The 13271-nt window shown below is 64.1% G+C and carries 9 protein-coding genes; 3 read left to right on the forward strand and 6 right to left on the reverse strand.

Annotated elements, in window-relative coordinates:
* Positions 1-46: 46 nt before the first annotated feature.
* Positions 47-3220 (reverse strand): TonB-dependent receptor domain-containing protein, encoded by a 3174-nt coding sequence (locus tag AC1DT7_RS00360; RefSeq protein WP_478033452.1) that lies wholly within the window; start codon positions 3218-3220, stop codon positions 47-49.
* Positions 3221-3404: 184 nt separating this feature from the next.
* Here AC1DT7_RS00360 and AC1DT7_RS00365 point away from each other — a divergent pair, with 184 nt between their 5' ends.
* Positions 3405-3932 (forward strand): hypothetical protein, encoded by a 528-nt coding sequence (locus tag AC1DT7_RS00365; protein ID WP_478033453.1) that lies wholly within the window; start codon positions 3405-3407, stop codon positions 3930-3932.
* 88 nt (positions 3933-4020) lie between these two features.
* Here the strand turns inward: AC1DT7_RS00365 and AC1DT7_RS00370 are convergent, their stop codons facing one another.
* The 5 genes from AC1DT7_RS00370 to xseA form a co-directional block, all read right to left on the reverse strand.
* Positions 4021-5001, reverse strand: a complete 981-nt coding sequence (locus AC1DT7_RS00370; RefSeq protein WP_478033454.1) for a 2OG-Fe(II) oxygenase — start codon at positions 4999-5001, stop codon at positions 4021-4023.
* A 90-nt stretch (positions 5002-5091) separates the two neighbouring features.
* Complete coding sequence (locus tag AC1DT7_RS00375; protein ID WP_478033456.1) at positions 5092-8346, reverse strand: TonB-dependent receptor domain-containing protein; 3255 nt, start codon at positions 8344-8346, stop codon at positions 5092-5094.
* A 265-nt stretch (positions 8347-8611) separates the two neighbouring features.
* Positions 8612-9535 carry a M23 family metallopeptidase gene (locus AC1DT7_RS00380; RefSeq protein WP_478033458.1) on the reverse strand — a complete coding sequence of 308 codons (924 nt, stop codon included), beginning with the start codon at positions 9533-9535 and terminating at the stop codon, positions 8612-8614.
* The gene (locus AC1DT7_RS00385) at positions 9532-9732 is read right to left on the reverse strand and encodes a DUF2093 domain-containing protein (RefSeq protein ID WP_478033460.1); all 201 of its coding nucleotides are present in this window, start codon (positions 9730-9732) and stop codon (positions 9532-9534) included. The genes AC1DT7_RS00380 and AC1DT7_RS00385 overlap by 4 nt, the downstream gene beginning before the upstream one ends.
* Before the next feature lie 8 nt (positions 9733-9740).
* Entirely contained in the window at positions 9741-11132 is a 1392-nt protein-coding gene (gene xseA / locus AC1DT7_RS00390) for an exodeoxyribonuclease VII large subunit (RefSeq protein ID WP_478033462.1), read from the reverse strand.
* Here xseA and purD point away from each other — a divergent pair.
* A complete protein-coding gene (purD, locus tag AC1DT7_RS00395; protein ID WP_478033463.1) occupies positions 11131-12393 on the forward strand; it encodes a phosphoribosylamine--glycine ligase in 1263 nt (420 codons plus the stop codon). The two genes, xseA and purD, sit on opposite strands and share 2 nt — an antisense overlap.
* A 179-nt stretch (positions 12394-12572) precedes the next feature.
* The gene (locus AC1DT7_RS00400) at positions 12573-13187 is read left to right on the forward strand and encodes a helix-hairpin-helix domain-containing protein (RefSeq protein ID WP_478033464.1); all 615 of its coding nucleotides are present in this window, start codon (positions 12573-12575) and stop codon (positions 13185-13187) included.
* The last annotated feature ends 84 nt before the right edge of the window (positions 13188-13271 follow it).

Genomic DNA, 13271 nt, shown 5'->3' on the forward strand with positions numbered 1-13271 from the left:
ATCCGAAGACCGCCGCCCCAGAATGAACGATCCTTAAATCAAAGGATCAGAAGGTCAGAGATACCGCTGCATAGAGATAGCGGCCCAGCGCATCATAGGTGCCGGGATAGGTGTTGCCGCTGCAGGGTCCCGACGGACACAGGTTCGACCCGTCACGACCGCCATTGCCCGACGTCATGTACGGCGGCTGCTTGTCGAAGACGTTGTTCATACCCAGGCGGAAGTTGTAATTGTCACCAACGCTGAACGACGCCGCCAGGTCGAAATAATTGTACGCCTTGACGCGAAGACCCGGATCAAAGTTGAACGCGCCATTGAGCGACTGGTTGTTCTTCTGGAGCGTCTCGGCCTTCACCGGGCCGATGTAACGCCACTGGAGCGAGAAGCCGATCCCCATCGGAGTCTGCAAGGTCGCACGCGCCTTGTGACGCCATTTCGGAAGCGGGGCGCCGCTGTTCGTCGTGCCGCCAGCGCTGCAGGTCGGACCATAATAGCCGGCGCAGTCATAGGGCTGCGTGATGCCATTGTCGGTCCGATAGCTGTCGAGATAGGTGCCCGTCATGCTCAGGTTGAGGTTACCGATGCTGCCGAGACTCTGCGCGAAGGCAGAGCTGACTTCGATACCCTTGGTCCGGGTGCTCCCGATATTGCTCGGGATGTCGTTGACGTAACCACCAGGCGTCAACCACAGCGACCGCGCCGCGTCGCGATGGACGAGCCCGCACGAAATCGGCGTGAACGTCGCCGTCGCATTGGCGACACAATCCTTGAGAACCGCGTCCTGGCTGGTCGCGCTGATCGTGTCCTTGATCTTGATGTCAAAGTAATCGACCGTCAGCGAGAAGCGCTTCAGGAAGCTCGGCTGAATCACGACACCGATCGTCTTGGTGGTCGCGATTTCCGGCCTCAGGTTGGGATTGCCCCCGATCAGGCCGTTATACTGGCCGGCCGGGTTGCTCGCCGTTCCGGTGCCGACGGCGAAGCCTTGTGCGATACAGCCATAATCGGTGCCCGTGATCTGCTTGGCGCAGGGATCGCTGCTGCCGACGAGGCCGACGGTCGGCGTCGCGAACAGTTCCTGGATATTGGGCGCGCGCGCCGCGCGGTTATAGGTGCCGCGGAAACGGATATCGCGGATCGGTGCGAATTCGAGCCCGACCTTCCAGGTGTCGGTGTCATAGCTCTTGTCTGCGCTCGTCTTGTAGGACGAGCGGCGATAGCCGGCGTTCAGCGACAGATCCTTGATGAAGCCGTCATGGACGATCGGAACCTGGGTCTCGCCGAAGAACTCCAACACCCTGAAATTGCCCGACAGCGGCAGCGTCGCGCCACCCTGGCCCGTCAGGTCGCCCGTCTGGAAGGCATTGTCGGTCTGCAGTTCGAGCGATTCCTTGCGCCATTCGACGCCGAGGTTGATCGCCACGCCGTCTTCGGCCCAGGGGCTCTTGATACCATACTGGCCCAGTGCGCCGGTAAGCGAAGCGCTGGCAATCTGCTCCGAGGTCTGCCCCTTCTGGAAGCCGGTTGCCGAGAGATAAGCAACCGACGCCGGGCTCGCCGCGCCCGCACCGCCGAAGACATTGTAGGGCACGCAGTTGGGATCGCTGCCGTCGACGACCGAGCGACAGACCGGCTGGCCGAAGGTCGAGGCGCCCGCGCGGTTGTCGGTGACGACGTTCAGCGCCCGGTTGAGCCGCGCGACAGAGAACTCGTTCGAATAAACCTGCGAATAGTTCGAGCGGCCATATTGATAATAGGTGTCATAGGACCAGGCGCTGCCCAGCGTACCCTTGGTACCGATCACCGCGCGGAAGTTGGTGTGCTGCAGATCGGACTGGCGAGGACCACCCTCGACGTTGCGGCGCAGCAGCTGGAAGAAGCCCTGATTGTAGACCCGGCCCTGCGAGTCGACGAAGTTGATCGGGGGCGCGTTCGGATTGGGATTATACGGCGCTCCCTGGGCGGTCGGGAAGTTGCCGAGATAGCCGTTGATGAGGTTCTCCGGGGAGCAGACCACGGCGCGCTGCGTCGGAGACATCAGCGGGTTGTCGCAGTTCAGGGTCAGCGTGTTGCCGAAATCGCCTGACGGCGCGATCTGCGCCACGGTGCGATCGTCCATGAACATGAACTCAAGATACGGCTTGATCGAATCGTTGATCTCGTAGTTCGCGAACAGGCCGGCGGTGTAACGCTCGTCAGGGCGCTGATAATAGTTGGTCGGCGCGAAGTTGTAGAGCGACGTGCCGTTGGCGAAGCCGCCGCCCGGCCGGAAGGTAAAGGCCGTCGAGGTACCGACGGTGACCGCGTTGTTGAACAGGAAGACGTTGCCGTTGTCAGACGTCGCGGAGCCGCCGCACTGCACACCACCGGCACGTGTGTTCTGAAGCACGCAGGCGCTGTAGTCGCGATTTGCCTGGGTGATCGCGTTGACCTTGCGATAGCCGAAATAGGCGACGGCATGGCCACGATTGTCGTCGAAGCCCGAACCGATCGTCAGCGTCGCGTCAACGGCGCCGCCGTCGGCGACGCTGCCCTTGGGATAGCCGTAGCCCGGGAGCCCCGCGCCCGCGCGCGCATCAAGCAGCGGCGTCAGGAACTTGTCGCGATTGTCGTGCTGGAAAAGGCTGTACTGGCCGTCCAGCTTGATGCCGGTAAAGTCGGTGTCGATGATGAAGTTGACGACGCCGGCGACGGCGTCAGCGCCATAGGTCGACGACGCACCGCCGGTCAGCACTTCGACGCGCTTCAGGACTGAGGCAGGAATGATGTTGATGTCGGCGGCCGAGCCGCTGGTCGGGCTCGGATCGCCCGGCAGAAGACGACGGCCGTTGACGAGAGAGAGCGTACGCGTCGTGCCGAGGCCGCGAAGGTCGACCGTGGCGGTGCCGTCGGCACCATTGGCCCTGGTCGAATTCTGGCTGGCGAACACCGACGGGAGCGAGTTCATCAGGTCCTCGACTCTCGTCGTCCCCTGAAGCTTGATGTCTTGCGCTGTCACGACAGTGATCGGGCTAACCGATTCAAGGTTGATCTGCGGGATGCGAGATCCGGTGACGACGATGTCGCCGCCTGGAGCCGCGGCGGGCTGATCGGCAGGCAGCGTGCTCGCTTGCGCCGCATCGGCGGTCTGAGCGTTGGCCTGGGCCGACAGCAGCGCGAGCCCAATAACGATTGGCGCTGCGCCAGCCTTGAGCATCGATATCTTTGCTAGTTTGCTCACTTCCCCGTTTCCTTTCTTGCCGCACGATGATTGCGCGGATTGATGTCGTGGAGAGACCCAGAGCCCACTCCCGACGATGTATTGGTCAGTGCCTGTGGGGACTTGCGCTGTAAACGGCTTGTGCGGCGGTTGTGAAAATTGCCTTTTACTGTTGCGCCGCTGCAACAATGATGAAACTGTAACCATGATGAAAAGCATCAAGTTCGCAATCGCATTCCTGACCGCTTTATTGGCGGTGCATCCGGCCATCGCGCGGGACGAGCCCGCGCCTGCGCGCGCACCGGTATTTCAGCATCTGATCGATTGTCGCGCGATAACCGACACCGCCGCCCGTCTCGCATGTTACGATCGCGAAGTGGCAGCTCTCGCTGACGCGGAAGCAGCGAAGAACGTCGTGATCATCGACAAGGAACAAATACGCGGCGCGAAACGCTCCTTGTTCGGACTGACATTGCCGAGCTTCAAGCTATTCGCCGGAAACGACGGTGAAGATGTTGGGCAGATCGAATCCAGAATCACTTCCGCACGAGAAGGAACCGACGGGTGGATCGTCGGATTGGCCGACGGGTCGATGTGGCGACAGATCGACACGAAACCGTTCATTCGCGAACCCAAGCCTGGACTGGATGTTGTCGTACGACGTGCGAGCCTGGGCAGCTTCATGATGCGCGTGGGAGGAGCCCCAGGCGTTAGGGTGAAGCGCGTGATGTAGTGACGGGCAGCGTATTCCCCGGGGAATACCACGCCTGCCGACAAAGGCCCCGTTTCTGGATCGACTCATCACGCCGAGCTGACTGGCGTCAGGCTTCCGGACCATCCCAGGGCGAGAAAGGGCGGGCCCGTATCCAGCGGGTTGCCAGCCATTTCGTACCGCGGATCACCGGTTCTCCGCTGTGCCGGTTCGAGGGATCGGGCGCTCCCTCAGCATCGACGTTCCTGAACATAATCGCATCGCCCGGCCGGGGCGCAATCTCCAGCCGATGCGCCGGGAACGTGGTGCGTCCGCCCTCAAACCCCGCATTGAGATAGACAAGCATCGTCGCGATGCGCTGATTCCGGGTGTTTGTCAGGATATCGGAATGCAATCGGAACTGTTGCCCCGGGCGATACCGCAAAACCGTCAGAGATTCGCCCTGGTCCGGGTTCGTGCCACTGGCAGTGGCGATCCGCTTATTGAGCGCCTGCACCACCAGGTCTTCCCGGGTCGGGCCCAGCACTGCTTCGTCCGCAGTCCGTATCGGATGCAGAATACGAAGACCGGTACGCGGATCCACCACGCGCGACGGTTCGAGAATGTCCGCTGCGGCGGTTGCCACATGAGCGCACTCTGCCGGAGTGAACAACTGCGGATAGCGCAGGACCCTGCCCCCATCGGCAAGCACCTCGGGCTCGGGCAGGGCGAGCGGATCGCCTTGCCCATCGATCGCCATCGCGCCCAGCAGCGTCAACTGAGCCGCCGCCACGGGATCGTTCGCAGCCGCAGTGCGCAACAGGCCCCGTGCAGCCACCCAGTCCGGCGCACCGCCACTGCCATTAGCGGTGAGCGCCACTTCCATCAGCGCCGCATCGACATGCCCAATGGCTACGGCTCGCCGCAGCAGGGCACGCGCCCTGCCGAGGTCACGCGGGACGGGGCCTCCCGTAAGATGCCATACCGCCAGTTGCATCAGCGCATCGACATCGCCCGCGTCGGCGGCCCGGGTGAGCAGCGCCACCCCGTCCGCGACCGCTCCCGATGCGACAAGATTGTTCGCGTCCGTGACCGCGTTTCCCGACATCATGTCTTCCTAGCCGGATTGGACGACAAAAAAAGGGCCGGAGGATAATCCCCCGGCCCCTCATTCAGTACAGAACGATCGAAGGTCGATCGATCAGAACTTGGCGGTCGCGCCCATGTAGAAGAAGCGGCCACGGTTGTCATAAACGCCCGACCCCGCACCGATACCGGTCAGGCCATAAGGTGGCTTGACGTCCCCAACGTTCGTAACGCCGCCGTAGAAGTTGAACTTCTCGGTCACGTCATAGCTCGCACGGACGTCGTTATAGGTGACCGACGGATACTTGACGATAGGCGCATAGTCCGGGTTCTGGGGCGGAAGGCCGTTGACGCCGTTATAGTCTTCCCAAGTGTTCAGATACATGCCGTCCAGCCAGCGAAGCGTGTGCCCGATGGTGAATTTGCCGAACTTGAGATTGGTTTCGATGTTGAAACCGTCCGAAGGATAGCTCAGCTCGTCGGTCAGCACGTTCTTGAAATTCGGGCGCGAAGGATCGGTGTAGTTGTCACGCTGGATAACGTGGCTCCACACGGCATTGATACCAGCCTTCACGAAACCGAAGTCGCGATTGTAGCTGATGTTGGTGTCGATACCGCGCGCCTTCCGCTTGGCGTAGTTTTGCGGGCTATCGATGTAGGAACCCGTAAGGATGCGATATGCCGTTCCAGAGACACTTCCGGCAGCATCGTCGCGCTTGAACAGGGCGCAGAACTGATTGTCCAGCGACGGCGCATCGTAACAAGCGTTCAGCGCATCCTGGACCAGCGGCGAATCGATCACGTCATCGACCGTGATGTCGTAATAATCCACCGACATGGTCAACCCGCGGATGAAGCTAGGCTGATAGACACCACCCAGAGTCCAGGAGGTGGACTTTTCCGCCTTCAGATTCGGATTGCCCCCGCTCAGAATTTCGAGCGACGAGGTGAAGACATAGTCATAGCTCGTGGGAATACCTGCAGCCGCGCAATTTGCCGCGCGGGTCGCCGACCCGGTACCGATGTTCCGAGCGGAGCAGGGATCGTTCGGCGCCGGCGTGAAGTTCTGGCCGGGAGCCGAATAGAGATCGCCGAGATAGGGCGACCGCACCGAGCGGGAATAGGAGCCACGCAGCAGGAGATCGTTGATCGGCCGCCACGTCACGTCGCCGCTATAAGCGTACACGGTGCCGACGCTGCCCTTATAGTCTGCAACGCGCGCTGAGCCGCTGAGCGTCAGCTCCTTCAGCAGGAAGACGTCCTTGACCAGCGGGATCGAGATTTCTCCGAATGCTTCCTTCACTTCGAAGGCGGGCGCCTTGAAAGTCGGGATCGCATTGTAGAACGCGTAACCCTGCTGGGTCAGCTCGTCCAGATCGTAGCGAAGCGTCTCCCGGCGATACTCACCGCCGATCGAGAAGCCAACGGGACCGCCGGGCAGCTGGAAAAGCTGACCGAGGTTACCAGACACGAAGCCGCTTGCGACGAACTGAGTCGCCTTGCCGGTCGCGGTCGTTGGCGTGACCAGATAGGCCTTGGCGGCATCGCTGACGCCCCCCTGACCGAACGGGTTGAGCGGAACGCAGGCGGCAACGTCTTTAGCGAGCTGGGCAGGATTCCCGGCAACATCTTCACCGGCATAAGCCGCGTTCACCTGCGAGCGGCAGACGATCTGCCCCTGCGCATTCCTGGTGGTATCGAGAGCCAGCGCAAACCGTTGTACGTTCACGTTTCCGGTAATGACGTTGTTTTCTTTGTGCTCGCCATAATTGGCCGAGATTTCGTAGTTCCAGTCGGTGTTGAAGTCACCGCGGAGACCAGCCACCACACGGAACGTATCGCGCTTGATCTGTTCGTCACGGTTGCCGAGATCGACCCAGTTGCGACGGCTCGAGAAGCGGAACGTGCCGGCGGCCACCTGCGCCAGCGCCGCTGCCTGATTGACGGGCGCAGCGGCAATCTGCGCTGCCGTAGGATTGGCGGGCAGATAAAGCGTGCCGGTATTGGGGTTTACCCCGGAGTTGATCGCCGCCGTGAGTTGCTGCGTGATCGTGGCGCGCGCAGCAGTCGAGAGGTACGGATTGTCGAGGCGAATGCCTTCGCGATTCACATTCGAAGTACCGCTGTTCGAATACGAACGGTCGGTGAAGCCCGTGATGGACGCTGCATCGCCGATCGTCTGCCCCTGCGAGAAGAACGGACCGCTCTGCGAACCGAAAGCTTCCGTCCGCACGTACTTCGCTTCGAAGAAGGGCACGAAGGCAGGCGAAATCTCGAAGTGACCGACCGCATTGAAGACATAGCGCTTCAGATCCGGCGAGAGCACCATCAGCTTGTCCTCGCGGCTGCTCGACCCGTTGCCGCCGATGAAGTTACCGTTGGGACCAAGGCCAACGCGCGATCCGGTCTGGCTGACGAGGTCGCCGTTCGGCTGGAAGAGATAAGAACATGTGAAGGCCGAACCGACGGCATCCTTGCCGCAAGGAGCAGCAGCATTACTATAACGGAAGCCCAGCTGACCGCCGAGCGAGATCGTCGTGCTGCGAATATCGCGGTAAAAGGCTCGGTCAATCACACTATCCGACGGCGAAGCGGTGTCCGTATCCACGATGACGAAACCGTCGTTCTGGCGAAGGTTCGGGCGACCCGAGGCGTAATAGTCCTGCTGATGCGCAAATTCGGCGTTGATCGCGATGTTACCGCGGCCCTCGGCGAAGTTGGTGCCTGCAACCAGTGAGATATACTGGTTGCCAGCGTCGCCATATTTGCTGACGCCGGCCTGTGCGTGAAGCGCCAGGCCCTCGTAATTGTCCTTGACGATGAAGTTCACCACGCCCGCGACAGCGTCGGAACCGTAGATCGACGAATTACCGCCCGTCACGATGTCGACGCGATCGATCAGGTCGGTCGGCAGCGTGTTGATGTCGACCGCGTTCCCGTTGTTGATGATGTCGGCGGTAACCTGACGGCGGCCGTTGATCAGCACGAGGGTACGTTGGCGACCAAGCCCGCGGAGGTCGAGGAAGTTCAGGCCGCGCGTGCCCAGACCGGACGTGGAGTTCTGCGAGCCCAGCGACGACCTAAGCTGCGGCAGCTGGTTAAGCACGTCGCCGACGGAGATACGGCCGGTCTGGAAGATCTGAGCACCGGTGACGGTGGTGATCGGAACGGGCGAATCGGTGTTCGGCTGACGAATGCGCGACCCCGTCACGACGACGGTATCGGTCTCTTCCTCGGCTGCGGTGGTGTTCGCATCCGTCGTGGGCGCGGTCGCCTGCGCGAACGCCGGCGACGCAACGAGTGCGAGCGACATCGGCGCCACGGTGGCAAGCAAGCGCAATCGCTGCGCAAAAAGGCTGGTATGAATCACGAAATTTTCCCTCGCTCGACCCCCCCGGCCGCATTTTCGCGGTCCGGCAAGGCGGTTGCCTAGTCGCCATCGGCCGCACGCAATACGGCCCCGGCGACAATGACAACTTGATGACGGCTAGAGTGACATCCTGTAAAGGTGGCATTCATCTTCGCTGCGCTGCTTTCGTCCGATCTGTATCCCAAAAGACACAGAAACGACGCGTTTCGGTAGCAAATGGGCGGTATCGAAGGTTACGATGTTGCGCTTGCGAAGGTGAAAATCGTCATTGAGCGACCGGCATCGGCCCGGCGACGAGCAATGGATCGATGCGGGAATCGCGCCATTTCATGCCCCAGTGAAGGTGCGGTCCCGAGGCTCGTCCGGTCATTCCAACCAGCCCGACGGGCTGCCCGCGCCGCACCCGCTCGCCAAGCCGGACGGTGATCTTCGACAGATGCAGGAAGGCGGTGTTCAGCCCCATGCCATGGTCGATCATCAGCAGATTGCCTTCGAGCGTGAAGGGATGATCGGCCGCCAGGATAACGACGCCGTCAGCCGGCGCGAGCACAGTCGTGCCAGTCGGGCGGGCGATGTCGAGACCGGAATGATAGCTGCCTGCCTCGCCATTCTTGTAGATTCGCTGCGAGCCGAACAGGGTCGAGATGCGGCCGAGCACCGGCCACATGAACGGCTCGCGCCAGCCATCGGCATCGGTCACGATCCGGCGCGCGGCGTTGATCTGCTCGAGTTCGGCCGGCCGCAGTTTCTCGAACTCGGGCTGCGGCACCGGATATTTGGGTACGCTGTCGAGCTTCGAGATATTCCAGGCGCGCGGCGCGACCGTCAGCGTGTCGCGCACCTCTCGCCCGTCGCCCAGGGTGGCGACCAGGGTCGCGGTCGGCTTCGCATCGCGGTCGAACGCGATCAGGAAACGCCCGTCGGGCGCGACCGGAATCGCGGCGCCGTCGAAGGACAGCATGCTGGTGCCCGCCGGCGCGATGCCGATCACCAGGCCGCCCTGGATCATGCTACCCGAATAGCTGAAGCTCGCCCGAACGGGCGGACGCTGCGGCTGGGCGGTCGGCGGCGCCATGCGCTGGCTCGGCCGGACCGGCTGGACCGTCTGCCGCGATATCGACGGGGTCGTACAGCTTCCGGCGATCATCAGCGTGGTGACCCCCGCCACCCAGCGCCGGCCTCGCCTCATTGCGGGGCCATCGCCTGCATGGCGAATTGCGGCGACGCATAGGCTTCCTGCCGCGCGACGCTCCAGTAGCGCAGATCCTCAAGCGCGACCCGCTCGCCCGAGACCGCGCAGACGACATGGTCGCCTGTCGCGAGCACGCGGAAGCCATTGGCCATATAGTGGAGCCGCGCCGGGCGATCGCTGTTCGACATCAACATCGTATTTCTCACAAGAGGCTCGGCTGTTCCGGGCCGGACTTGTCATATGCCTTGCCGCCCGCGCGCTCAACCCGCGCATCGACTGGCCCGTCCCGGAAGTGGAGCGTGACGGCGCCCGCCGTGCGCGCCGCCGCGGCGGTGGTGACGACCGCACCCGAAGACCGGGCCGACACGCGCACATAGCCGCGCTCCAGCAATTTGTCGGGATTGAGCGATTCGGCGAGCCGCCAGGTCCGGTCGAGCCGGGTGCGGGCGTCGTCCAGCCGGCGTTCCAACACGGAGAGGCGGAGCGCGCCGGCCGAGCGGTCCAACACGCCCCGCGCCAGGGTCACCCGCCGTTCGAGCCCGCGATCCAGCCGCGCCCCGAGATCGTCGGCGCGCTGGCGCTGCGGGCCGAGCAGGGCGTCGCGTTTCGGGATCACCCTGACCAGCGCATCGAGATGCTCGCGGCCGCGTTCGTGATAGCGCCGCACGCACCGCTCGGTCCGCTGCCCCATCGCCGCCAGGGTCAGGCGCAGATCGGCGAGCACCGGCACCGCCATCTCCGCCGCGGCGGTCGGCGTCGGCGCGCGGAGATCGGCGGCAAAATCGGCCAGGGTCGTGTCTGTCTCATGCCCGACCGCCGAGATGACCGGGATCGAGCAGGCGGCGATGGCGCGCACCACCACTTCCTCGTTGAACGCCCAGAGATCCTCGATCGAGCCGCCGCCGCGCGCGACGATGACAAGATCGGGCCGTGGCACCGGCCCGCCCGGCTGGATCGCATCGAATCCGCGGAGCGCCGCGGCGACTTCGCCCGCCGCGCCATCGCCCTGAACCTTGACCGGCCAGACGACCACATGGGTCGGACAGCGATCCTCCAGCCGGTGCAGGATATCGCGGATCACCGCGCCGGTGGGCGAGGTGATGACGCCGATCACCTGCGGCAGAAAGGGCAGGTTCTTCTTGCGGGCGTTGTCGAACAGCCCCTCTGCGGCCAGGCCGGCCTTGAGCTTTTCGAGCAGCGCCATCAGCTGCCCCTCGCCCGCCAGCTCCATGCGCTCGATCACGATCTGGTATTTGGACCGACCCGGATAGGTGGTGACCTTGCCGGTCGCGATCACCTCGATCCCGTCCTGCGGCTGGAACGGAATCAGCGCAACCTGCCCCTTCCAGATCACGCCGTCGATCACCGCGCTGTCGTCTTTCAGGCTCAGATAGGCATGGCCAGATGCGACGCGCTTATAGCCGGAAATCTCGCCGCGCAGCCGGACATGGCCGAACTCGCCCTCGACGACACGCTTGAGCTTAAGCGCCAGTTCGCCCACGCCGAGCGGTGCGGCGTTGTCGCCCGGCGTCTGCTCGGCTACGAGCCGGCCCGTCCTGTCATCTTGAATACCGTCGTAATAGGGGTCGGTCATGAATGTCCTGCTGATCGGCTCCGGTGGCCGTGAACATGCGCTCGCGTGGCGACTGGCGCAATCGCCGCGCCTCGGCAAGCTCTATGCGGCGCCCGGAAATCCGGGGATCGCCGAACATGCCGAGCTGGCCCAGCTCGACCCCACGGATCACCGCGCCGTCATCGATTTCTGCCATCGCCATTCGATCGGCCTGGTCGTGATCGGGCCGGAAGCGCCACTGGTCGACGGGCTCGGCGACAATATCCGGATGATGGGCATCCCGGTGTTCGGGCCGAACAAGGCGGCTGCCCAGCTCGAAGGATCGAAGGGTTTCACCAAGGACCTGTGCGCCCGCGCCGGCATTCCGACCGCCGGCTATGCGCGCGTCACCTCGCGCGACGGGGCGCAGGCGGCACTCGGCGACTTCGGCCTGCCGGTCGTGGTGAAGGCGGACGGCCTCGCGGCGGGCAAGGGCGTGACGGTGGCGACGACTAAGGAAGAAGCCGAAACTGCCCTCGACGACCTGTTCGCGGTGCGTGGCGCAGAGGCCGTGATCGAGCAATTCCTCGACGGCGAGGAAGCCAGCCTGTTCGTGCTCACCGATGGCGAAGCGATCCTGACCTTCGGCTCGGCCCAGGACCACAAGCGCGTCGGCGACGGCGATGTCGGGCCCAATACCGGCGGCATGGGCGCCTATAGCCCGGCGCTCGTCCTCACGCCCGAGCTCGAACGCCGCGCGATCGACGAGATCGTGCTGCCGACCGTGGCGGCGATGAAGGCGGCGGGCATGCCCTTCTCCGGCGTGCTCTTCGCCGGGCTGATGCTCACCGCGGACGGCCCGAAGCTGATCGAATATAATGCCCGCTTCGGCGACCCCGAATGCCAGGTGCTGATGAGCCGGCTCGAGGACGACCTGTTCGAATTGCTGCTCGATACCGCCGAGGGCAGGCTCGCCGATCGCGCGCCCCTGCGCTTCTCGCCCGATACCGCGCTGACGGTGGTGATGGCGGCAAAGGGATATCCCGGCACGCCGGAGATGGGCGGCGCCATCGCCGGGATCGACGCCGCCGAGGCACTAGGCGCGCGCGTCTTCCAGGCGGGCACGCGAATGGAGGACGGCACGCTCGTTGCCGCCGGCGGACGCGTGCTCGCCGTGACCGCAACCGGTGCCGATGTCGCCACCGCCCAGGCCGCGGCCTATCGCGCCGTCGACGCGATCGATTTTCCCACCGGCTTCTGCCGTCGCGACATCGGCTGGCGCGAGATTGCCCGAACCCGCTGATTTCGTGGGATACCCGCGCCGGACGCGTCACCAACGGCGGTAGTGGCAGTGCCCTTGGCGACGGGAATTCGCCAGCGTGACCCGCCTCGCCGACAGGAAAGGCACTGCCGACTGACGAGCCGGTGGCGTTGTCGGCCCATCCTGCGATAGGGAGGGCCGGCAACCCACGGAGCCAGAGCATGGAAACGACTGCCCCCCTCATCCTGATCGCGCTGCTCGCGGTCGTCGTGATCGCCGGCATCCTTTGGGGTATCAAGCTCCGCCGCCAGCGCAGCGAGGCCGACCGGATCGTTTCCTCTAACCGCGCCGCGGCCGAGCAGGGCACCCCTGGATCGACCATCGCGCCACCGGTCGCGCCGAGCCCGCCGCCACTTGCCGACGAGCCGATCGTCGCTGCCGCTGCCTTCGATGCCACGCCGGCATCGATCGCCGCCGAAATGGCCGAGCCCGAAGCCGAACCGGCCCCCGAGCCCCTTGCCGAGCCCGCACCGGTCGCTGCACCCGCACCGGTACCAGCCCCTGCTCCTGCCCCAGCCCCTATCACTGCCCCGGCCGCACCGGAGCTGACCCAGCTCAAGGGCCTCGGCCCGAAGCTGGTGGCCACCCTGGCGGAACTCGGCATCACCCGCATCGACCAGATCGCCGCGCTGACGCCGGATCAGGCGCAGGATCTCGACGCCCGGCTCGGCAATTTCCGCGGCCGGCTGGCGCGTGACCGCTGGATCGAACAGGCCCGCCTGCTCGCCGCCGGGGACCGGGCGGCATATGAGTCCGAGTTCGGCAAGCTGGGTTAGAGTCCGGATCGTCTGATGTGGATCGTCGCTCCGGACTTGGTCCGGGGCTCATCGCTCCTCAAGCGTTGCGCCTGTGGAAGCATG

Source organism: Sphingomonas sp. P3_C6 (assembly GCF_056402595.1).